General features: G+C 42.8%; 20 protein-coding genes and 1 pseudogene. 7 read left to right on the forward strand and 14 right to left on the reverse strand.

The annotated features are described in order from the left end of the window. The first annotated feature begins 126 nt into the window (after window positions 1–126). The 7 genes and pseudogenes from AAAT87_RS03695 to AAAT87_RS03725 all read left to right on the forward strand — a co-directional run. Window positions 127–504 (forward strand): hypothetical protein, encoded by a 378-nt coding sequence (locus AAAT87_RS03695; RefSeq protein WP_349225663.1) that lies wholly within the window; start codon window positions 127–129, stop codon window positions 502–504. A 30-nt stretch (window positions 505–534) separates the two neighbouring features. Then, window positions 535–1,692, forward strand: a complete 1,158-nt coding sequence (locus AAAT87_RS03700; RefSeq protein WP_349225664.1) for a hypothetical protein — start codon at window positions 535–537, stop codon at window positions 1,690–1,692. Continuing rightward, window positions 1,689–1,892: a hypothetical protein gene (locus AAAT87_RS03705; protein ID WP_349225665.1), complete on the forward strand. Its 204-nt coding sequence runs from the start codon at window positions 1,689–1,691 to the stop codon at window positions 1,890–1,892. Before AAAT87_RS03700 ends, AAAT87_RS03705 begins: the two co-directional genes overlap by 4 nt. Before the next feature lie 40 nt (window positions 1,893–1,932). Beyond that, the gene (locus AAAT87_RS03710) at window positions 1,933–2,430 is read left to right on the forward strand and encodes a hypothetical protein (protein WP_349225666.1); all 498 of its coding nucleotides are present in this window, start codon (window positions 1,933–1,935) and stop codon (window positions 2,428–2,430) included. Window positions 2,431–2,435: 5 nt separating this feature from the next. Further along, window positions 2,436–2,903 (forward strand): hypothetical protein, encoded by a 468-nt coding sequence (locus AAAT87_RS03715; RefSeq protein ID WP_349225667.1) that lies wholly within the window; start codon window positions 2,436–2,438, stop codon window positions 2,901–2,903. Between the two features lie 6 nt (window positions 2,904–2,909). After that, window positions 2,910–3,350 carry a hypothetical protein gene (locus AAAT87_RS03720; protein WP_349225668.1) on the forward strand — a complete coding sequence of 147 codons (441 nt, stop codon included), beginning with the start codon at window positions 2,910–2,912 and terminating at the stop codon, window positions 3,348–3,350. After that, a pseudogene (locus AAAT87_RS03725) lies at window positions 3,341–3,960 on the forward strand (Rpn family recombination-promoting nuclease/putative transposase); the annotation flags it as partial. The gene AAAT87_RS03720 and the pseudogene AAAT87_RS03725, both read left to right, overlap by 10 nt. 82 nt (window positions 3,961–4,042) lie before the next feature. Here the strand turns inward: AAAT87_RS03725 and AAAT87_RS03735 are convergent. From AAAT87_RS03735 to AAAT87_RS03800, 14 genes are all read right to left on the reverse strand, one after another. After that, the gene (locus AAAT87_RS03735; RefSeq protein WP_349225671.1) at window positions 4,043–5,131 is read right to left on the reverse strand and encodes a hypothetical protein; all 1,089 of its coding nucleotides are present in this window, start codon (window positions 5,129–5,131) and stop codon (window positions 4,043–4,045) included. Window positions 5,132–5,454: 323 nt separating this feature from the next. Continuing rightward, on the reverse strand, window positions 5,455–8,169 hold the full coding sequence (locus AAAT87_RS03740) for a hypothetical protein (RefSeq protein WP_349225672.1): 2,715 nt from the start codon (window positions 8,167–8,169) through the stop codon (window positions 5,455–5,457). A 105-nt stretch (window positions 8,170–8,274) separates the two neighbouring features. Further along, window positions 8,275–8,898 carry a hypothetical protein gene (locus tag AAAT87_RS03745; protein ID WP_089543201.1) on the reverse strand — a complete coding sequence of 208 codons (624 nt, stop codon included), beginning with the start codon at window positions 8,896–8,898 and terminating at the stop codon, window positions 8,275–8,277. Window positions 8,899–8,934: 36 nt separating this feature from the next. Then, a complete protein-coding gene (locus AAAT87_RS03750) occupies window positions 8,935–10,350 on the reverse strand; it encodes a glucosaminidase domain-containing protein (protein WP_349225673.1) in 1,416 nt (471 codons plus the stop codon). 48 nt (window positions 10,351–10,398) lie between these two features. Further along, on the reverse strand, window positions 10,399–14,871 hold the full coding sequence (locus AAAT87_RS03755) for a zincin-like metallopeptidase domain-containing protein (RefSeq protein WP_349225674.1): 4,473 nt from the start codon (window positions 14,869–14,871) through the stop codon (window positions 10,399–10,401). 85 nt (window positions 14,872–14,956) lie between these two features. Next, complete coding sequence (locus tag AAAT87_RS03760) at window positions 14,957–17,029, reverse strand: hypothetical protein (RefSeq protein ID WP_349225675.1); 2,073 nt, start codon at window positions 17,027–17,029, stop codon at window positions 14,957–14,959. An 11-nt stretch (window positions 17,030–17,040) separates the two neighbouring features. After that, entirely contained in the window at window positions 17,041–17,325 is a 285-nt protein-coding gene (locus AAAT87_RS03765; RefSeq protein ID WP_218420803.1) for a hypothetical protein, read from the reverse strand. Continuing rightward, entirely contained in the window at window positions 17,325–18,173 is an 849-nt protein-coding gene (locus tag AAAT87_RS03770) for a M23 family metallopeptidase (RefSeq protein ID WP_349225676.1), read from the reverse strand. Before AAAT87_RS03770 ends, AAAT87_RS03765 begins: the two co-directional genes overlap by 1 nt. Window positions 18,174–18,203: 30 nt before the next feature. Beyond that, window positions 18,204–19,355 carry a hypothetical protein gene (locus AAAT87_RS03775; protein WP_349225677.1) on the reverse strand — a complete coding sequence of 384 codons (1,152 nt, stop codon included), beginning with the start codon at window positions 19,353–19,355 and terminating at the stop codon, window positions 18,204–18,206. Window positions 19,356–19,375: 20 nt separating this feature from the next. Further along, window positions 19,376–19,909 carry an Lcl C-terminal domain-containing protein gene (locus AAAT87_RS03780; RefSeq protein ID WP_349225678.1) on the reverse strand — a complete coding sequence of 178 codons (534 nt, stop codon included), beginning with the start codon at window positions 19,907–19,909 and terminating at the stop codon, window positions 19,376–19,378. 159 nt (window positions 19,910–20,068) lie between these two features. After that, window positions 20,069–20,596 carry a hypothetical protein gene (locus tag AAAT87_RS03785; protein WP_349225679.1) on the reverse strand — a complete coding sequence of 176 codons (528 nt, stop codon included), beginning with the start codon at window positions 20,594–20,596 and terminating at the stop codon, window positions 20,069–20,071. Between the two features lie 11 nt (window positions 20,597–20,607). Then, window positions 20,608–21,456, reverse strand: coding sequence for a conjugative transposon protein TraN (gene traN, locus AAAT87_RS03790; RefSeq protein WP_487250783.1), 849 nt, complete (start codon window positions 21,454–21,456; stop codon window positions 20,608–20,610). 35 nt (window positions 21,457–21,491) lie between these two features. Further along, window positions 21,492–22,646 (reverse strand): conjugative transposon protein TraM, encoded by a 1,155-nt coding sequence (locus AAAT87_RS03795; protein WP_349225680.1) that lies wholly within the window; start codon window positions 22,644–22,646, stop codon window positions 21,492–21,494. 115 nt (window positions 22,647–22,761) lie between these two features. Next, window positions 22,762–23,061: a hypothetical protein gene (locus tag AAAT87_RS03800; protein ID WP_254918845.1), complete on the reverse strand. Its 300-nt coding sequence runs from the start codon at window positions 23,059–23,061 to the stop codon at window positions 22,762–22,764. Window positions 23,062–23,064: the final 3 nt, after the last annotated feature.

The raw sequence follows: 23,064 nt of genomic DNA on the forward strand, positions 1-23,064 counted from the left end.
AGCGAAGAACGTCTTTCCTGATTTTCCGGCATCACATTCCGGTTCTTCCTAATAAAGAAACTTGGCGCAAAGGCAAAAAAGCATTACCTTTGCACCCAGTTTTATTCACTTAAGCAAAATAGAGTTATGACAATACTTGATAAAATTGCAGAATACATCGCAGGCAATCCCAAGCGACCTTTGCTTATCTGGTTTCACTCAAACAGCGAAATCGATGAGGCAAGACGCAGCATTGCGAGTATTCCCGGATGTGCAACATGTGGAGACAACGTTTACGAAAAGGACGGCGCTGTTATCGAAAAGAAAAAGATCTCAGATAGTGAAGGTATCAGATTTTTCCTGTTCCATCGCTACTTTGAGCAGCTGAAGGCTCCATTTCTGAAATATGCTATCGACTTGATGAACAAGACAGGACTTCCGGTTGTATATATAGCCAACGACTATTCAAAGGAAGAAGAGCCGCAACTCAATGTCGCAGCATTTGATGAATGGGATTATAAGTAGAAACGATTGTTTTTAATTAGTATAAATACAATGGAAAAATATCATATAGGTCAGGAAATTCTGAAGGAAGTAAAGGCAAAGTTTCCTTCGGTGGCAGTCTTTGCCAGAGAACTGTGCAAATCCAGCTCTGCCACATACGAGATATTCGGCAAGACGAGTCTCGATACCGACTTGTTGCTGAAAGTCTCAAAACTGCTGGACAGAGATTTCTTCCGCGAATTCTCAGAGAAATGTCTGAACGGAGAAGTGGCGGTAGTAGATAAGCAGACGTCAGAGAACTGCATCTCGCAGCTCTTGCCAGAGGACAAACTGCATACAGTATTGCCACCCCAAACAAAGGATGTGGTGGAAGAATATCTTCTGATACCTCGCAAAAAGCCGCTCGTAATATTCTACAGTGGGGCACGCAGTCGCAACCTACCCCGTTTTGTATGCAAAAAGGGTGAGGAGATATATGGCGAAGGCATGGTGAGAATAATACAGCTCGAACCAGCAGAGCTGATGCATTTTGAACTTGGCGTGATGTCGCTCGCCAAAATGCCGCAGAAGGTGGTCGTGATAAAATGCACTATGGCAAGAGACTATAACTCCCATGTGCTCATTGCCGAAAGACTGGCGGAGGAGTCGGGAAAGCACGTCGTGCTGCTATGCCTTGACCCTATCCATATTCCTACGCTGCCCAATGGAAAAGTGGTACTGAAGTCGCTTGCCGTATCTACTTTCAAATCTTGGAACCAACGTGTACACATATTCATAGCCGATGATATGGAAAAGCGTTTCGCTTATCTCATCGAACTGTTCCAAGCCATTAAAGGCGAGGGATATATGGACAGAATATACGATAGCATAGAGGGCAACGAAAATTGGGCAGACACATTGAAAGATTTGCTGGAGGAGGCAAAGCTGAATCTTATTACATTCGAAGACATTGTGTTGGAAAAAGGCTTCGATAAAGACAATCGTCAGGTGGAATATCATCAGGTGAGCACCATTCAGCCCCCAATTAACGACTTTAAACGGCCAGAAAGGATTTCACATATCCGCACCCATCTGCGTTATCGTATGATTAAGGAGACTGGTGAGATATTCGAGTATGAACCGATGAGTTTCGACCAAATGAAGGGATACGAGAAGCAATCTTGCAAGCTATTCACAAAAAAGGAAATAACTAAAGAAAAAAGAATATGATATACACAGATTTAGGCGACATCCGTGCACTAACACTCATCAGAGTGGTTCTTGAAAGAACGGAAAATGAAGAGTTGAGAAAACAACTGGAAGAGTATCTTCAAAACAAAGAAGAACTGTGGTTGGACTTTCACAAGGAAGACTTCTATACATTTGCCACCACACTCGCTAAAGAGTGGCTGGCAAGTCATCAATCATAAAGTATCGAAATTATATCACCAACAATAATAGACAAAGGCAATGAAAATATACATGAAAGTAAAGAAGGATATAGCATATAATGCACCATATCCTTGGAACAAGTACATTAAGGAGCAAGTTCGTGAAACTGTGTCTAAAGCAAGCAGTTTTATGTTTGACGAAAAGTTTTATCCCATGTTTTACCAAGAGGATACACACTGCCACTTCATAACAGCAGCCAATGGTGAACGACACTTTCTGGATTTCTTTCTCAAATACGAGCTTTGCTTTGTATGGGAATATGACGATTACGATAACGACGATGCCTACTTCGAGGTCGCAAGTGCAGCAGATGTATATTTAGATGAAGAAGACAATGTTAAGCCTTCTAAGGAATACGTCTATCTTGGCTCATACAAAGATGGACAAAGTGAGCCTCTTACTCTTCCAGGACTTGTATTAGACCCAAAGAAACATGGTGAAATCTTAGCTGACTGCATGTTTACGGATGAATTCTCTGATAGACAACTGAGACGAGTCTTTGAGGCAAAACTATAAGCTGCATGAGAGGAATATTTCATTTTTGTGCCATTACACTACTGGCATTGTTTACATGCTCTTCATGCCAGAACAAGTCACAGAACGTAAGTCTCGATAAGTCAACAGATAAATCTGACTCTATCGAGATTTATCACACTATCGTCTCTGATGACAGTCTCGTAACAGCCATCTGGCATGACACCGGCGAAGGTGGAACAGCACCAGACATAGACTGTGTAGTTAAGTTTAAATCCGCAGATGGCAAGCAGCACGAAGAACATCGACCTCTACTGCAACTTGCCCACCCCAAGGATGACTACAGTCACCATGAGGTACAGAAGATAGTAAGTATCGACGATGAATACGGCAATCGCTCATACATATTCTTCCTATCTGCCAAGGTAGATAGCAATGAGTATGCCCATGATATCGTTGCTTTCGAAATAAGTGGTGACAGACTGAGATTTTTGTATAACTATAAAATCGATTGACAAGACATGGAATCAGATTTAGCTATCTTTGCATCCCAAATGCATAATATAAAAGTACGCTACCACATTGTGGGAAAACAAGAAGAGTTGCAAGAGATATATGACCTCTATCAGACTTTCATACAGAAAGAACGCCCTGCTATGGAAGAAGACGAGGACGATGATTGGGAAGGAAACATCATCTTAGCTCTTGGTGTAGACTATGGGACTTGCAATCTCTGTGGTAATATCAAGAAATGCGAACTTTCAGAAGCCTTTCTATATATAGAAGCGGAAGAACTCGCATTGATTACAGACTTCCGCGTTCTTCTCAAAAATCGTTTCAAGGATTTGGAAATCTATTTCGCTACAGAAGATCCAGAAAACGAAACATATGTGACTAATGATGCAAATGGCAAGCATTTTCACGACCTGCCAGAAGGGTATTTCGTTGTTCCATTGGACTAATGAATGCCTATCAAACATATTTCAAGGACCGCTCACCCTTCTACTCGACTTTCCCTATTCGTGAACAGGCTCCCAAGGGGAATGACTGGGATTTCAAGCTCAGTCATATCTATACCATAACTCTGCTTAACTTCAACATGAACGAGGAAGCCTTCGACAAGGAGGAAATCCGACACCATGTACAGTTGTGCGATACCGCTACCCACAAGGTATTCTATGATAAGCTGGAGTTTATCTATGTAGAGATTGCCAAGTTCGACAAGACCCTGGAAGAATTGGAAACGCTATATGACAAATGGCTTTATGCGCTTAAAAACCTCTATAAGCTTACCCAGCGCGCCCGAAAGAGCTGTGCGATAAGATTTTCGACCGTCTCTTTGAGGAAGCAGAGATCACCAAGTTTACCCCGCAGGAAATGAGGGAGTATGAAGCAAGTAAGAGGGCTTATCGTGACATCAAGAATTCCATTGATACTGCGAAAAGAGAAGGTAAAATTGAAGGTAATACAGAAACTGCCCAACGTTTGCTGGCTATGGGACTTTCTGCAGAACAGGTTGCTAAAGCAACTCTGCTACCTTTGGAAATCATTGAAAATCTTCGTAACTCATAAAAATGCGTATTACTGGGTATCAGAAAGTAAAAGGGTGTGCCATATATCCGTGGTACACCCTCTTAAGTTTTATTTTTGCGTCTTACTCTATTTTCATCTTACCAGTCTTCTGTAATCGATCCACTTTCTTGTAGCCTCTTCCAAATCTTTTACCTTTCAGACCAATAAGACCACCTTCATAATAATTGATCAGCTCTTGCTTATGGAGTTTGGCTAGCATTGTAGTAAAACTACTGTCCTTAGTATCGGGTCTAAGTCCCATTACTCCCCTTAGCAGGGTTTCTCTAGTTTGTGGAGTAGAATACTGTGAGAGTACGATTTCTACAGCTTTTGAGATACTAAGGTTTTGGCTTTCTTTATCATTTAAAGAAAGAGTTATTTCTTTCGGCATGGATGCAACCAGTTCTTCTTTCCTGGCTTGCTTGGAGAAAGAATCTGTATCCACATTGAGTGTGAGACCCAGGATATCTGACAGGATATTCTTCAGTACATCGATGAACAGTTTGCTATCTTTGCCTTTTAGTGAGTTGCCTTGTTTCCAATAGCGGCTTTTAAAAGCAAGATGAGAGAGGTCATCAATGTCTTCCTGTGTCAATTCAGCCTTGTCTGCAAGACGGTTACTTGCCACATTGAGGAAAGAAGCATAAGAGAAAGTGGAAAACTGACTAGGAATGAGGTATGTATATATGTTCATGTTCTCTTCAGAAGAAGATGGATGCTTGAGATTAATCATGCTCATACCCTTGACAAGTGCAATGAGAAATATCATGCTCTCATAGGTAAGATTCGTCTGTTCCTCCATACAGATTCCTGCATAGTCAAGATTCAGCCTGGAAATGAAGTTCATGGAAAACAGTCCATAACCCGTCCATTCAGTGGACTGCAGCAGTGACCTGAGATGGGGATCCTCCGGCAAGCCCAAACCTCTGTTGACACTGTCTGCATAGCGACGCATGGTTTCGACCTTCTCCCAGTGGGTAGAAGGATCCTCAGATTGAGTAGAGTTTCTTACATCTGCAATAATTCCCAAACGGATGACGTCTGGAGATGTTGACTTCTGCAGGAATTCTACGATTCTTGCAAATAAATTGGGTCCCCAATTAGATCGTTCAATCGGAGTATCATAGTAGTCATCTTCATAGATGTCATTATCTAAATTGTCTTGATACATACTGTGGTTTACAATTAATAGAATTTGTTTTACTTAACTGCAAAAATACAAAAAAATAACAGAAGCTCCAAATTTTAACATAAATATTTGAAGGACAAATGCTTATTTTTATATTTATTAGCGTTTTATTCCATTATAACTGCTCTAATTTAACAAGAACTATTCTTTCTTATTTAGATTACAGTGGTTTCTATATGCCTGTTTATTATTTCATTTTTCTATGTTTGATTTTCATGATAAAAGTTCAATATACGTATTCGGTTACAATCCCTCGATTATACTTTATTAGTAAGCCCTAGGATAGACATTTCCTAGGGCTTACTCTATCTTATATGTTTCAACTTTCCCCCATGAAGGGGGATGGTTTCTTCAGGCTGGCTTCTTTCATTTTCTCCTTGCTTTGAATCTGCTGCCATGTTTTCCTGACTTTCAACGATACCATTGCCATCTACATCCATGTCAATTGGAGTCGTGGTGCGCAGATCTATGCTTCTGTCAGATGTCTTCGCTTGGCAAGCCTTTTCTGCATACTGAAAAATAATAGAGGCAGAATGTTCCGCCTGGGAGAGGGCGCTCTTGGTAAAAGCAGGATCTTGAGTAAGCAGGCTTTTCCAATATTTACAGTAACCAAGACTTCTTACATCAAAATGATACTGTTGACCTATCATGGCACAGCCAATATGAGCAAGCAGGTCTTCCTTGACAAGATGCTCATATTTATGAAGCTTACATGCCTCTTTCCTGGTACTGCGAACCAGACCAATTGATAAGTCCCTTAAATAGTCATCTTCTGAGTCAAAGTGATTGGAAGGTGCCATATGAATGACATTTTCCTTTTCGCTATAGCTCACCATATTCTTTTTCCCATCGAAAACAATGAGTGTGGGATAATGGCCTTTGATGGTAAGGGTTCTGAGTTGGGATGAAGAGTCACCCTTGAATGTTTGATAACGGCTTTTAATCTCTTCCCATCTTTCAGGGTACCTCTCAGCGAAATTGGTCTGCTCGATATTATACATCCTTCTGCATCGGCTTTCATCGGCTAAAAGAAACGCTTCCCTGCTGATATCCACCTTAAGATGCTCTTCTTTGAGGTCCTCTTCTGACAAGAAAACGGGAACCTCATAGCCCTCCTTTTCAGTGTAGATAGCCAGAAGGATAGACAACTTGCTATCAAACGCTGCCCCTCCCAAGGTACCTGGGAGAGAGGACATACTCTTAAGCCATGGGAGCTTCGGATAGGTAATCTGAAGGCTCAAACGGTCAGCCATTAAGGCCCCGTATTGTGAAAACGCCTGTTTTTGCAGGTTTTCCTCCGTATGCCATCTACCCTTGATAGGTTCAAAAAACGCTTCTTCCGGACTTTGATAAATTTTATCATTCTCGATGTTCGATGGTTCCTGCTTGGAATCCTGATTTTGAAAAAGATAGTCATTGACCAGAGATGCGAGTTTCTCCTCATATCTGCAAGAGGCTTCCTGGATCTTTTCTTCCATCTGATTCTGGGCTTCCAAATCCATGGTGGTGACATATTCATCATATTCTTCCTCCAGTTTTTCCTGTTGATTTAGAATTTGTTTTACATCAGAATCTGGAGGCAGCAACTCTTTGTTGCCGGAGAGTGGACAAAGTGGATCCTGAAGCGAAAGCACATAGTCTCTCATTAGGAAGACTTCTTCATCTGAATTGGAATGAACTTTTATAGCTTTGACTTCTGCTTCCTTTTGGGGTGACACTTGAACTTCTTGAGCCTTATCCAAATGTTGATTGAAAAACTCCATTCCACCAAGAATCAGAGGCAATTCCTTGGTAAGTTGATTAACCTGCCTTGTCACTGGCATCTGATTTCTCTTCACCCCGACTATTTGATTGACACCCTCCTCGATCAAGCCCTTTTTGATGAGTTGAAGGTCATCTTCGCTTAAAGGTACCTCTTTATTTTCTGGATTTCTAAATGCAGAAAGTTTTCCATTGTTGGAAAGAAGAATACCATCTACATGACCTTTAGTAATTTGGATTCCATCAGAATTGGCCGGTATATACAGAATACTATCACCAATCCTGTTTCCCATGGTGTTCATGAGTTTTTCCAAATGAGCATTCAGGCAGTCCTTTTCAACCTGTTGTTCTACAAGTCTTATAAGCATTACATGTTCATGCGCATTTTCTTGGGTAATATATATATTCTGAAGATTATCTCTTCTATCATCCACATAGCCACTAACTATCAGGCTATCAGAACTACTCATACTCCAAGACATCGGAAGGAAGTCCTTTTCAGTTTGCTTGAGGTAGAGTGAAGAAGTTTCCTTATCTGGCAGGATACCTGCTGTGATAAGGGGATACGACTGATGGATTACCTCCACCAAGCCCAGGAACTCTTCATGAGCAGTATTCACTCTTTCTCTTATTTCTAACCATTTCTTCAATTCACAGGGTTGCAGGTTAACTATATCATGGGATTGGATGAGGTCTTGAAATGCCTGCAAGGGTAGGGTATGGAGTATGGGGGCAGATGTAGGACTGCAGAATTGAGAGTAGGCGATGGAGGGCTTTTGAGTCTCATCCCCTTTGATAAACCTCTCAACCTGGATAATGCATTCATTCTTTCCCGATTGATCTTTAAAATACGTACCCACCAGATCAAGTCCATGTTTCTCAGCAATCATAGACTCATATAATGCAGGTAGCTTATAACCTGCAGTCTTGAGCTGTTTCAGTCTTTCTACCTGCTGGCTATTGGATTCCATGACTTCATTACCACCAATCCAGGTTGTCAACTGTCCATTCTGCCATTTGACGGCTGGTAGAGTTGGAGCGCACTCAGCCTTGTCTTTTGCCCAATTGCTGAGTTGGAGAGCCCATTTTTCAAGCAGAGTCAGCTCACCTGTGGAGCAATTCAGGAACTCAATCTCTTCTCTAGTAAAGAAATGGTCTTTCGGAAATGGTTTCAACGCCTCGTTCAAACTATTTTTGAAGAGACTGTTCCATCCCTTCTTGAGACGATGTCCAATGCCTTTATTGATTTGATCGTTCATATTTTGCTATTCCCGTTGATGAATGAGTAGATAGAATTCATTGCTTGTCATAGGTAGTGACCACTTTGACTGGCAATGAATTTCTATCTAGATTGATTTTTTACCTTATCCCGCAGCTGGGGCCGTTTTTTCCGTGTTCATATCCCAAGGGGAAATCTTATTGACGCGACAGTTCAGCTGAAGATTGTTCTTGAAAACATCAAGCAGCAAGTCACCATGTACTTCCACATAGTTACCGGCCTCTACAGTACATTCAACCGATGGATTGACCATGAAGCTAACCCAGGTAAAGGCACGCTTTTCTCCATCTTTATCTGAAGAGAAGGCAGAGAATACCTTGAAAGCAGAACCCTTCTTGCTTGTCTTGCATTCAATACCCTTTGGACCAATCTTACCTCGGAATTCCATACTTCCTTCCAGACGGTCTTGAGCAGAAGATTCATTCTGTTCAATGGCGCCTTCTGAACGGAGATTGTAATATACGGCTTCTTCCACCTTTCTGATGTAGAGGTTGCCTTTAATAGTTACTCGACGACCGGCAGAATAATTAGCGGCGGTGGTCTGATCACCTTCCGTTGTTACCCCGATATGGAGTTCCTTGACGCTCTTGTCTTTTCCCTCAATAGGGACAACTAAAGTGAAGGCGAGGAATTTTCCCCCTTCCTTGTTCTGTTTCTCTACTGCACTGCTGACGATAATGCCACAGGCTGTTACATTACATTTAATCATATTGTTATAGTTTTAATGATTGATGATACATTTATGTCATGTCAAGCTTGTCTTGAGTCCAACAGCTTGCTTGTTCTCTGGAATCTCAGTTTCAAAGATAGTACTAGCCAGCATCTGCAGCCTGGAAGCATCAACCTTTTCCCTGTTTCTTTTAATCAAGGAGGAATCGTCCTTCACTTCTTCAGATTCTGATAACTTTGCATCCTTGTTGACTACTGCCAGCATTTCTGAGGCCTTTATTTTAGCTGCCATGGTCAGAGCTGCAGAAAAGAGTGTCGAGATCAGCTCAGAAAACGCATCCTTATCATTATCCCTGCCATATTCCTTATTTTGGCTCATCAAATAGGCAAGCCATTTGGTTGGATCATTGGAATGGGTGACATTGGCTAAAAGTTCCTTCCAGTTACTTTCCTTTACCTGCGGTTGAACAGAAGGGGAATATTTGCTTCTTTCCACAGCCAGCAGATCTTCGCCGTTTCTCAAAAGTGGCGTTTGTTTGCCGGTTTTACCCTCTATAGCTGCGAGATAAGAGATAGGATTGAATGCCTCAATCTTACCGGAAAGGTCCTTTATCTTGGTTTCAAAATGAAGGTGGGCGCCACTAGAACGTCCGGTATTGCCTGACATTCCTATCTGTTGTCCGGCCTGTACAGTATCTCCAACCTTCACATGAATCTGACTCAGGTGCATATAGGTGCATTGAAGTGTGGTTCCATCATCCTGGGCATATTCAACCTTGATCATGTTTCCGGTATCTTTGCCGTAACAGGCAGAAATGACCTTACCATTGTTTTCTGTAGCATATACAGGCAAATATTTTCCACTAGTGGAAATATCAACCCCTCCATGGAGATGACCACTTCTCTTTTCATGGAACAGACCTGTTACCTTGAGATTCTCGAATTGAATCGGTAGGGCATAATCCTTTGACATGGGAATTTGTGGGTTCTTCTGATGCTTGGCATAACCCATTTCTACACCCATCTTCCTGGCTTGAATGACAGCCATCTCATCATATTTGTCAAGATGGTAGCGTTTAATTTCTCCAATCAAGTCGGATTTATAATCTTCCTTGCTGGCATATCCCCCCGCCATGATCCCATCAGCCCATCCTTGATAGTCCTGTGAACTCTTTGAGCCACAATGCTTTTGGTATCTAGGAAGCAGCAGAACCTTGGAATGGTCTTCAACACTGGCTCTCACATCCTGGTACACCCGGAAAGCCTCCGGATGATTATGGTCATCTATATGATAGCTGATAGGTCCTTTCCAGGAGCTTCCCTGCTTCACTCCAAAGAAATTGGAGCTTTCTCTGGCCAGTCGGGATGTTCCGAAACTACTTTCAAATCCCATTTGTGCCAAAGTGACAGACGCAGGAATACCATATTTGATCTGCTGTTCAATGGCTATTGGGGCATACTTTTCATAAAATTCATTTTTATTGATTGCCATATTCTTTCCCTGGTGATAGCCATGGGAACAGCTTCCCATGGCTGGATGTTAACGATGAAATCCGCGATGTGTCTTTGCTTCTTGCTGTACTTCTTCTTTCTGAGGTGTTTCCTGAGGAGCAGCTGTCCTTGCTTCTCTTTCCTGAGCAGGCTGAAGTGATGCTTGGACTGATTGATTGATACGCGGGATAAAGGTAATGGCAGCAACAGCTCTCTTGTAGGCATCCATATCATCAGCCAGCCAGAGATTATACCATTGCTGTTTCGAAATTGGCTTTTGCATTCTCTCCCCATCTACAGTGGCTATCACTACCTTTGTCTTGGGATCATTTTTGTCTGCGCAAATTCTAACCTTTTCCAGGCGGCTCATGTCAATGCCATCCGTATTTGGCATGATGAGCTGCTGCTTGGCATCAGGATATCTATAGGCCATATCATAATATTTTTGGGCCAATGCCTTATGCATCTGGAGTTTATTGTCCTTGCCCATTACATTGAAGTAGGCATTCAGATGCTCCTTCATGGGATATATAGAGAAAGACTTCTCGTTTTCAGGCTTGATGAAGAAAGCATATTTGCCCTCTGAGTCCTGAATTGCCTGGAATTTCTCAATCTTTGTTTCCTTTTTCTCCTGCGCTAGACTTGCTACATCCAAGGTTTGAAGAGGAAGAAGAGTGAACTGCTTGAGCTTGCTCACCGTAACTTCCTTATCCTTATAATAGCTGTTTGGCTCCTTGAGGGCAAGACTTCCACCGGCATTATAGAAACTAACCATCTTCACACCTTCTTTCTTCAGGGCAATACCAATTCTAGTCTTGTTCATGCCTGGTACCTCATTGTTTACCAAAAGGGAAGCACCGGCAGGAAGAATGATATCGGCAGTTTTCTGCTTTCTGTCGAGTACCACAACCATTTCCTTGGATTCCATGGAAGGTAATCTATTGAGATCTGCCGAGATGGAGTAGTCTTTCCCTGAGGAGAGAACGTCCTTGGAAGGAAGCTGACCACGAATGGCCTCATAATTGACCTTACGCTTCTCTGCCAGATTATCTATGGTCTCCAATGCAAGGTTTACATCGCGTTCTATGATACCCATGAGATTTCTATTTTCTCTCAGTTCTCTTTCCCAATATGGGATGAGCTTCTGGCTGTCCTGTGAGAAAGTTGCCGGTAATCCCTGACGGGCCATCATTACTCCTGCTGTAAGTTCCCTCACAAGCATTTCATGCTTTGCATCATCATCCGGAAGGAAGTTGTTTCTGCCAGAGCGGTCAAGACGACTTTCCACTCCTGTGGTTGCAACCACGGCACGGTAAATATCATTCGCCTTCATAATCGCATTGACGTGCTCATTACCATCCTTTTTGCTCATTCTGCTAATAGTCAGTGTATTTGCCTTGTTATCGAACTTGGCATCCTGTAAAACCATCACACGCTCATACTTGATACCTGAGGACTTGGCTACATTCTCTGCCGTCTGATAGGCCTTAGATAGGATAGATGTAGCAGGAATAACCTGTTTGCCTAGTTTTGGTTCATGGACAGTATCACAGATGGCAACCCGGTTACCTGCCCGAATCACCTTAGGCAACACAGTATCAAGAGCATATGAAGGGAAAGAAAGATGAGCAACTTTCTCACCTGCAATATCCTTCTCCGTTGAAGCGATACCAATGATGGGTGAGACTACCTTTGCCTTTTCACCAAAAACTTCATAGAAGTTATCTTTTTTGACCATAATGACCGTTTCCGGGTTCTTTACCTCATGTAATCTTACATATTGGAGAGTCTGCTGCTCTGACGAGGTACCCAGTTTTGAAACAAAGTTCTCAATCTGCGGCCCCTTCTCCTTGATCAGCGAAGAATAGCGTTGCGCATCACTTGATGAAAGGATGGTCTGATCAATATTATAAACGTGGTGTCGCTGACGGTTGGCATGGATGGCATAGTTGGTCTTTTCCATCTCTGGCAAAGAGTTATACTCTTCTCTAGATATCGTATCCGTATGGTCAGCCACGTTCTGATATTCCCATTTCGTCCAGTTGAAAGGAAGCGAGGTTTGCCCTCTCATCACCGGCATATCGTTTTCCTTGGCCTTGTTATAACTCGAATAGAGGTTGGTCTTGAAGCCTTCAAGATCACTCTGCAAGTTCATCATGATGTTGTTGAAGGCAGTGATAGGCTTGAAGGAATCCAGAAACGCAGCATTTTCCTTGCCTTTTTCATTCATCCAAACTCCATCATGATTTTTTGCCCTTTCCAGTGCAGCAAGAAGCAGATCTGCATGAGAGGCAGGATGTGCTTCGCTTTTCTTTTCTTTCTTGGCAGCATTTTCATTGGCAATGGAAGTCATTTCCTGCTGTTTCTTTTCTTCCTCCTGCTTTATCATGTGACTCTTCTCTTCATGATAGTTACTATGTTTCTCATCATCAATGATGGCTTTGGCCTCTTTCTCGGCCTCATGCATAGGAACTCCTGTGGCTGCAATCTGCTCAGCTTTGCCTGCAACATCAGTGGTGATATCGCTATCCTCATGTGGGTTGGGATGATCTTCTGGAAAATTCTGGTCTATGGCATCCAATTCAGCTTCCATCTGGGATTTCACATCAGCATCAAGAAACGCTTCTTCCTCTTTCTTGGTTTCTGCCGACAGAGATTGTTGGGCATCTACCTTTCCATTTCTGATGGGCTGCTCCACCTCTTGACTTTCCATGGTATTGGCGATGTTTTTCACATCCTGGCTAGCATCGCTTTCCAATCCATACCTTTCTATGGAAAGTTGGATATCCTGTTCGCTGACTCTACGTAAAAGTTCATAAGTACCACCCACAGTATTGTTATAGACAATGGCATAGTGATCATTCTCCACAAGAAGATCATCACCATGCTGTCTGGCCGCATTTTTGAAGGTGTCTTTTTGAAGGAGTGAATCTCCCTGGTCATACTGCTCAGCTAAAACAAGCAAATCTTCCCATTTCTCCAATTTGGTGAGACGGTCAAACTCGTCCGTACTGTCAGTACTCTGCAAATACTGATACGAGAAATAATAATCTCTCTTCTGAGAATCATCTTTCATCCCCTTACTCTCATCTGAATCATTCATATTGCCATTCTGCTTTATGGTTTCATTGACCTCCCCATGAGCATGAAGCTTGGGAAGGAGATTGGCTCCAAGCGAGAGAAGCTTTTCATCACTTACATCGTCAATCCAGCTTCCCAGCACCTCATTGTCCTGAAAATAAGCTCTAAGCTCGGGGATGCTTTCAACGGCGAGAACAGTATGCTCACTTTCCGTGTCAGAAGTGATATTTTTTATCAGTGACGAGAAATATGCCTCGGCAGAAGAAAGGGATTTTTCCTTTGAATTATCAGGAGTTTCTACATTTTGCTCTTTCTGTTGCTTCATTTCTTCCAATTGTTTATCGTTTTTAATTTGTTCATCAATACCATCGAGATTACCCTCTAAGAGGGCTTTTTCTCCCAGGGCTATTTTCTGCTTGTCTATTTCTTCCAAAATCATGCGCGATGCCTTGTTTACATCTGACATGATGGTAACAATGAACTTGGGTTGCTCACGCAGCGTCTTTATCCAACTATCCACATAGGCGGCATTATTTTCTGAAATTCTACTGGAGAATCCCAGTGCATTACCTATGACAAAAGCGGTAGTTTCAGCCACCAACTCTTCCTTGGCATACTCTTCTGAACCAAAAGAGGCCTGAGGAAGACGGTCCAAACGGGACGGATGACCTGTAGAATGAGCCATTTCATGAAGGGCAGAAGAGTAGAACTCCTGTCCATCCTTGAAGATTTCTTCGATATCCTCATGAATATTGAATTGCGCCTTCTTAGGAACCTTGATGAAATCATGCGACTTGTTATAGCTGGCACCTGGTGTTTCCAAATTTACCTGAATAGGACAGAGCCATTCTTGCTTTTCAAACATTCTGTCAAGGGGTGCATTCTTGTACATACCCACATCATCCTTCAGCGGAATGATGTTAAAGCGCGATAGAATGGCATCATACTTTTTCTTGTTGACCTCTTCCAAGGTGGTTTGGTCTATGTTCCATTCATTATATACCTTCAAATAAGGTCGAACCTGGCATTTTTCCTGTTCATCCTTTGAAAGGAGAAGGAATTTTTCCTCACTCAGGCGCTTGCCGTTTTCATCCTTGACATTCAATCCCCATTTGAACACAGGAACTGACGGTTCTCCTTTCTTGATGAGAGCTCCATTTTCACGTGCCTGCTTAGCTGTCATGTAAACCGGAACATGATAGCCTTTCGTCATGGTATGCATCTGCAGCAGGAAGGCATTTCCTCCTACATAAGTCCATCCCTTGATATTCTGAGGAAGTCCCATCAGGGTTGTACCACTAGTCCATCCCTGTTCCCAGTTTTTCTCCTTGCTGGCCTCCAGGCGTTCTATCATCATATTGGCAAACCTTTCAAGAGCTCTGTCAATACGAGTAGGCTCATTTCCCTGAGGAGCAGCCTTGTTTAATTCTTCGAAATCCATAAATGATATATAATTCGTAATTTACTTGGTTGAAATACTTCGTTTACCTATGATGCTTTACACCTTGTTAGAAATGAAGCCCATCCTATTTGATTCCCTTGGATTGATCCAGGTGCTCTTGCTGACCGATACCCCTTTCATACTCTCCGGCTGCAAGTGCAGAATTTTCATCATATTTTCTTAGCACTGCATTTGCCAGGGTAGATAGAGGAAGGAAGCCTTTCTCATAGGCAACTATAGCCGTTTCAGAGATACCAATGACGCAGGGCTTTCCGTCAACATCAGCAATCATGCTGTTTCCCTTGATGGCAGGGTGGGAGATCCTGGGATTCAAACATTCCTCCTCATATTTCTTATAAGTGGGATTTTGAACAGCAGTGTTTCTTGCTATTCCAAGTGCTGCATGGCCTGCATTATTCAGCAGGTTAGCACCTCCAAATCCTACCAAAAGAAGCTTTAAGAGAGGGTTTCTGACAAACATGCCTCCAAAGATGGAAGACAGAGGAAGCAGATTATCTTCCAACTGCAGGTTTGGATTCTTGCCTGTGAACATGCCGATTATCATGTCAGGAAGCATGGCTAAGACATAGCCCATATTCTTGGTTACATCACTAAAACCAGAAAGCCCCACCTTATCCAAAGCATCTTCCCATCCAGAAAACATTTCCTTGGTTAATGTAGAACTTTGTTCCTGATTACCGGATTGAGTTCCCGAATCCTGTATGCCTGCGGGATTATTGCTGGTTTCTACAGATCCTTCTTGTTGAGTATAAGCTGCCGGTATGGCCGTTTGATTGATGATATCATCGAGCTGTCGCATGTTTTCATCCCATGAATCTTTTTGAAGTACAGCTTTTGGAGCTGCATGTTTTTTCTCCAGAATGACTGCAGCTTGTGCATAATCAAAGGCACGCTGGCTTACTTCCTTGAAAGTCATATGTCTTCCAGCAACATTAATCCACTCTCTTTTTCTTTTTGACATCTCCATGGCAATGGCATAAAAGCCAGAAGCACATTGTTCCAGCCGCTTCTTATCGAGCTTCAGCATCCAAGAAGCAGGTTGGCTGTTTTCCCTGAAGGGTATGGCTTGCCTGGAAAAGTCAGCCTTAATCTGAGATAGAAGTTTTTCTGGCTGATTTTTATGACTGGCATAGAAATGATCCATCTCTTTCCTGCTATACATTGAGAAAGTAGGAGCAGAAGTCTTGATCTTTCGTTCCAGTTGGCTATTAAGCTGATACATTACTTCGGTGTTTGCCTTTCTGATGGCATCACTTCCGGTCTGTATCTTTTTGATGGCATCTTCATCGTGAAAGATTTCCTTGCTATCTTGCTTGGCATACTTTTCATTTTGCCATCCTTTGTTATTACCAATCGCCAAGCCAGCCCTCAGACTTCCGTCAATAGTAGCTCCACTCCAGGCTGAATTCAGGAAAGATGCGGTTTTAGGAGCAACCTTGATTCCTGCCTTGGTGGCTCCTTTTACCAGTAGAGAATTCCCAGATGCATAACCACCCGTCATTGCTGCATCAATAGCCATGGCACCACTAATAGCCATACCCTGTTCCAGCATATTGGGATTATACAGGTCTTCTGCCTTCTTCTCAATGAGAGAATCATGTTCGCCCTTCTTTGGACCAATTTGGGGGAGCAATCCCAAGAGACTGTCATCCATCGCTTTTCTGGCAATATAGGTGGCACTGTTCTTGGGAACCTTTTCCCTCGCCAATTGTTCGAGAATGAAATCCTGAAATCTCCTAGCCACATAATTTTCTGCAAAAGCTGCTAGTTTTTCTGAACCTTTGCCACCATTTTGTCTTACCAGCTCCCGATAGAAAGAATCGAGAAATGTTTGGTAGTCTTTGGAAAACTTGGCGTCTTTTCCCCACCATGCCTTGCAGCGGCTGATCAAATCATCTGATGTTTTCTTATACCAGGTGCTATTGACTTTAAGTTGCATGTCTGCATTTCTAATCTGCATGTTCACCGGTACGAAAGGGGACGCATTTTGGTTCCAGGAGTCACGAAACTCCCGGCTTTGTTTTTGCCTCAGGCTACGAACCTCATTTGTCAGAGCAGGCGCCATGTAGCGGCTAAAATACTGTCTCATGCAGTAGTCAATCTGCGATAAGCTTTGATATTTGTTTTCGTTTGCCATTATGATAGGAATTAGAAACCGAGGAGCTGCTGACGAGCTTGCTCGATGGCTTTATGATAAACTGTCATCTGTTTGGGATAGAATCTGCTGAGCCAATCTTCCTCTGAAATCTCGTCATTGATGAACTTGATTGCCTGTAGTCGGGTAATCTCAATTGCATTTTCTCCCTTTTCCCTTCCGTTGAACCATGCCTTTGTCCAGCATCTTCTTCCCGATGTATCGAAATACACATAGGCTTCATGCTTGATGTCATAGCTTTCCACTTCAATACTTAAATCAGAAAGTGGATCCACCACTAATCCATCTTGGGCAACTTGATGAGAAAGTTTTTTTTTTGAGTCTCACTCCAGGAAGCCGGACATGCATTGTAACGCAACCATGAATATCCAAGGAAGTCTTCTATAAGAAGGTTTTGAATCTTTTCTGCCAAAGGTAGGCTACTGTCAGTAAGTCCCAGAGGATTTCCCATATCAGGAAGTTTTTCAAAAAGAAAATTGCGTTCCGCAGCCTCTGAAAAAATATGCCGGAGCATAGTCTTCAGTCTTTTCGGAGGAGCATAGCTTCCTGTTCTCAGTTCATTCATGTACGATGGAAGCCACCGCATCATCATCAGCAGAATCTCATCCTGTTCCTTGTCATACTTGGTTTTGACCTTCTTTCCTCCAAGCTTTTCCACCATAGGAGCAGAATGGATACCCATTGCTGCCAGCTGCTGGATATTGGCCCAGATCATGGAAAGGAATTCCATAGGATCAACGGTTGTTCCATCGAATCTGACTTCCAGATGTAAGAAGGGACCGCTCTTGCCGATTTTCTGTCCTGCCTTGATGACGGTTCCATAGGGACAATAAGCTTCCATGAGATGACCATACTTGACTTCATATTTTCCATACTTGGCTATGATATAATCCTCATGAATACTATCATGCCCGGCACCGATAATCATGCCGGAGGCCATCGCATAGAGAGGTTTTCCGTTGGTGAGCAGGTCTACACCCTGATGTTTGAATGGTGTTCCATCTTCTGGATGCTGCTGTTCCCCATAGCCTAAAGAGATCTGAAGTTCCTCCTGATCTTCCAGGGGGAATGGCATCATGAAGCCACTTTCAGATTCAAGAAGTATATCTTTATAATTTTTCTTCATTGTGCTTGTTTTTAGCTGTATCTACTCTTTTTACATCCTTCTAGAGCGATAGGTGATGTTATCTTCCTCGCTTTCTATAGGATTTTCCAAACTCTTGAACATAGGAGTCTCCTGTGAAGGGGACACTGCTGATGGATTTCTGTACTGATTGCCCTGCTGAACGTTTGACTGTCTTTGCTGCAGAGGGGAAAGCTGACGGTTATTGATATTTTTCAATGTCATTCCGCCCAGAAGCAAACTGGCAGCCTTACTTAGCCAGCCAAAGCGGCCGAACATCATATAGGAAGATAGGGCTAAAGCGAGAATATTCATCTTCGATACCGTACCACCTGACACCTGGTTTACCAGATTGTTCATACCTCCCATCATATGTTCAACCATTCCTTCCTGGCTCTGCGTATCAGGATTACTTGCCTGATAAAGGTTAGGTACATGTTGAGTGGTTGGGTCATAGTATTGACCATTACCATTATTTACCATGCCATTTCCCACATAGCCATTCCCCATTTGATATGGATTGGTCATTTCACCCATTGCATTCCCCAGGGAGTTTTTGCTGAATTGATAAAAGCCGACACCTTCATCGATTACAGAACCAGCAGCATTTGCTACGGTTTCATAAATCTTTGGGGCTTTTTCACCAGCTGCTACCTGACCAACCATACCTCCAAGACCATTTTCCTGAGCTTTTTTGCCACCAATGAGATAAAGAAGCGGGTCAATGACTCCTTCACCGGAAATCAAGCTATAACCACCAAGCCCAAGTGCAGCATGCCAGCCCAAAACCTTTGGGTTCTTGGTATAGAACATCGCAGCATTCTTTAGGGTACTATTCCCTTTCACAGCTTTTTGGGTAGCCTCTTTTGCCTGATGAGTGGATTCTTTGACCGCTTCCTTGGCTTCATCTGCTGCCATTTCTTTCGATGCTTTGGAAGTTTTTCCTGCCGCTTTTCCAACATTCTTCTCTTTCATGGCTACCTGTTCAACTGCCTCTCTGGAAGCTGCAAGAGTTTCCTTAGACTTTGGAATGGCATTGAACTTTGATTTGGATTGCATGGAGACTTTAGCTCCCTTTACAATTTCCTCTGTGTGTTTGGCAGCTTCTGTGGCTTGCTTGCCACCTCTAAAAAGACCTTTTCCTTTTTCAAGGGCTTTTACACCCATTTCTTTCCAAAATCCCATATCAGATTGATTTTAAATTCTTAATTCGGATAGTTCAACTTGACGATGGCTCTCACCTTATGGCTCTCAGTCTTGGGTGTTTCCATGATTCCGCCATTGGCTGAAGAACAGAGCCAAGCCTGGTAGTTAGGATTGTCCTTAACCTCCGTAGATGTCCAATACCAGGTGTCTAAAGACAGATCTATTGGCTGTCCCCCCAGTTTTCCAATAATTGAATTTATATGAGGAGCACTTTTCATCAGAAGTCTTTGTTCTGCCACACTCGGAATATAATCACTTTGACCATGATGATGGAAGTTGAACATCTCCAAGGCTATAGGCGAACCTTTACCCGTTTTCTGGACTCCACTGTTGAACATGGCTACAGTATTGGTAAAACCATCAAAAGCTTCTATATCCTGGCTTGTTCCATTAGCCAGTCCCAAGGAATCACAGAAAGCTCCATGGGCTTCATTCAGCATAACAGCCATTGCCGGATGCTGCTCTGCTGCTTCTGCAAATACCACTCCCACAGCCTTCTTGGAATTCTGGGAAAAGAAGGCAGCAGTGTCCATACAACTATGATCTTCACAAAGAACATAACCTATGTGATGACCATAGTCGATTGGCTCATGCTCGTCACATGAGACCAATAGACTTTGTAGAAGGACTGTCAATAGTCCACAAAAAATAGAAATATATTTCTGTTTCATTGTCATGAATCTCTTTAAATGTTAAAGGGGTATCTTCAATCCCAGGTTCACACCGGTCTTGAAACGCTCCTTTCCCCTGATGGTGATATCTTCCTTTACTGAAAAGAAGAAACTCCATCCATCATATAAATTATAGGTATGTTCGTAGCCGACATGAACTGCACCTATTGCCTTGTTCAAATCACTTCCTGCACTGGCTCCAACCCTGAGACTTCCATGGTGGTTTCTGCCTCTGGTAACACATGGTTTGTAGGCAGCACCCACACCCCATGTATTATAGTTGTGCCAAAACGATGTCCTGGTAATGTGGCCTGCCTCCGGATCCTCATCATATTGGATGGTACAGGTGGCAAAGTACTCCCAGGCATTATGATATAAGGTTTCTCTTTCATAGGAAAGAGTCGTTTCCAAGGTCCTGGGATAGGCTCCACCCACCGCAACCATCAGATGGCTGCCCTGATTCTGCGCCTTTGAGGATAAGGAAAACAAGAGAGCCGGAATCATCATCCATAAGCTCTTCTTGAGAATCGTTACATAATACTTCTTCATACTTCTTGCTTTTATTGTTCACGCAGTAGGAGGGAGGAGAAGGAATCTGCAGAGAGCACATCTTCGTAATCGAGCTGCAGAGAGATGGTTCTACCACTGATTTGCTTCTCGCTAAGTTCAATTGAGAGAACCTTATCGTTAGGGAAAGTCATCTTCTTCAAGACGGCTACATTTCTATAACCCTTCTTGAAAGATAAGCTTCTATCAAGAAGCAGTGCCGGTTTAAGCTCCAGGGTCTGGACATTGGTGGCCTTCTGCTGCTTCTTATCCTGAAGCTTGAAGCGCAGCTCATCAATATCAAACTGCAAATTGGTAAGATTCTCTACTGAGAAATCCACAAAGATGTATTCTCCCACAACATAGATGTTGTTGAGACGCATCTTCAGTTTATGATGATTGCTGTAGGTTCCCCTATACTTGGCTGGTGAATTCCATACCTTCATGGCATATGCCACCATATCTTGGGTCGACATGCTGATCTCAGGATTATGGAAGGCATTTCGTTCAACAAGCTCCACTTCCTTATCTGCTACAGCCTCTTCCATCTTGCTTGTATAAACCAGGGCATATTGCACGCGATAACGTTCAGTGATGATGGTCACAATACCCATCACCTCACCATCCTGATGATGGGAAGAGGTGGGCTTGAGTCGGATGACATTATCCAAAGGCTTGTCACCCACGATGGAATCCGTAGAGATATCCACCATGCGGATAGGCTCTGATGCTGTGATGATGGAAGATACATTCTCATTAACTGTGAGGCGTTCCATATCATAAAATGTTTTCTGTGCCATGACTCCCATACTGAACAGACACATCACGATGAGTGTCAATACTTTATTCTTGAACTGTTTCATTTCTTATAATTTTGTCGCAAATGCTATTAAATGGTTTATAATTTTGTCCTGCCATGTTTGGAAGATGTATCCACCAAATACACTTTGGTTCCATACTTGAGCTTGGCTCTGTTCTTCTTGACATTTCTTCCCAGAGCGTTCATTGCCTTTTGGGAAGCATTGGACATGGTTCTCGAAGCCCAGCTCTTGATACCTGTACCTCCTGTGGATGATTCCATCAAATTGCTGCCTTGAGTAGCAGAAGAGGCTATGTCCTTGGTTGTTTCTCTGAAACTGCTTTGAGGAACATAGAGACCTTCCAACCCATCAGTATCATAGAGGGAAAGGTTGACTCTCAGGATTTCTTCCTCAAAGAAGATGCTCTCCACCTTACCCTTGACCCTTTGTTTGCCGAAATCACTCATCTGGGCATAGATATAAGTACCCTTATTGACAGTGGTGCCTCCGATTTCAATGTCATCCAGGAGACGCAGACGAACTCTGGTTCCATCAACGGCCTTCACCTCTTCATCAATAATGGCAGAGATAAGTTTGCTTTTGTTTTTTTCAATGCCAAGGGTATTGAAGTAATCGGATACATCTTTACTCTTCTTGGTAACCATCTCTGGAGTTTCATCCGTTGAAGAAGATACCGTCTCATGACTCTTAACATGCGAATCCTTTCTTTCTTCATGAATATCAGAAGAGTTTGCTTTGCCGGAAGAACGGAATCTGCTGGATGAACGTTCTTCTTCATTCTCACCTGAATCATAGAAAGAAGCCACACCAGAAAGATTTCTATTCATCTCTTCCCAGCTTTGGGTTCTTCGCTTTCGTTGCAGACGGGCAATTTCAGAATTGCTTACTGGAGCCACAAACTCATCATTTGAGACAGATTCTCTGGAGGAATTTTCTCTCACACGACTTTGCATAGCCCTGAGTTTCTTGAGCTCTTCCTGTTCAGCTTCCTGTTTTTTGATCAGTTCAGCCTCCTTCTTGTTGTACTGAGACTCAAATTCTTCCTTTTTTCTCACAGAATCACGATCACTCTCCATGCCCTCTAGGCCGGTAAGGTCAGTGATTCTGCCATATTTCCTTTCCGTATTATCCATCTTACTGCCTAACAAGCTGTCAGTCTTGGCATCAGGAAGCGCACTGGAAAGGTAATCTGTTGTCTTGAGATTGCCATTTCCCGTTTCCGGAATCTTCATTTGAAAGGCATCAATAAGTTCGTACCCAATGAATAAAGCGAGAACATATATGACCAAGGGGAGATAATACTTTCCCTGTCTGAAATTAATCTTATTTGTCTTCATCTTATGATTGCTATTTGGTCTGTTGACGTTTCAATAAGGCAGAATCCACCTTTTCCACAGCTGTGGTTCGTCTACTGGCATGCTGCTTATATGATCTTACCATGTTCAGGACATTGATACCAAGACAGCCAATCACGAAGGTAAACACCAGTGCGATGAATCCTATCCGGTGACTGTTGGCAAAGAGCTGAACCTTTGAAACCAGAAAATTGATGCCTGATTTCTCGGCAAATCTCATTCCGGCTTCTCTTTCCTTTTGATATCTTTCCTTGTACTTTGGGTCATCCTTGCTAGGCATTTCTTCACCCATAAC

Origin of the sequence: Segatella sinensis (assembly GCF_040095255.1) — a bacterium.
GTDB classification, from domain to species: domain Bacteria; phylum Bacteroidota; class Bacteroidia; order Bacteroidales; family Bacteroidaceae; genus Prevotella; species Prevotella sinensis.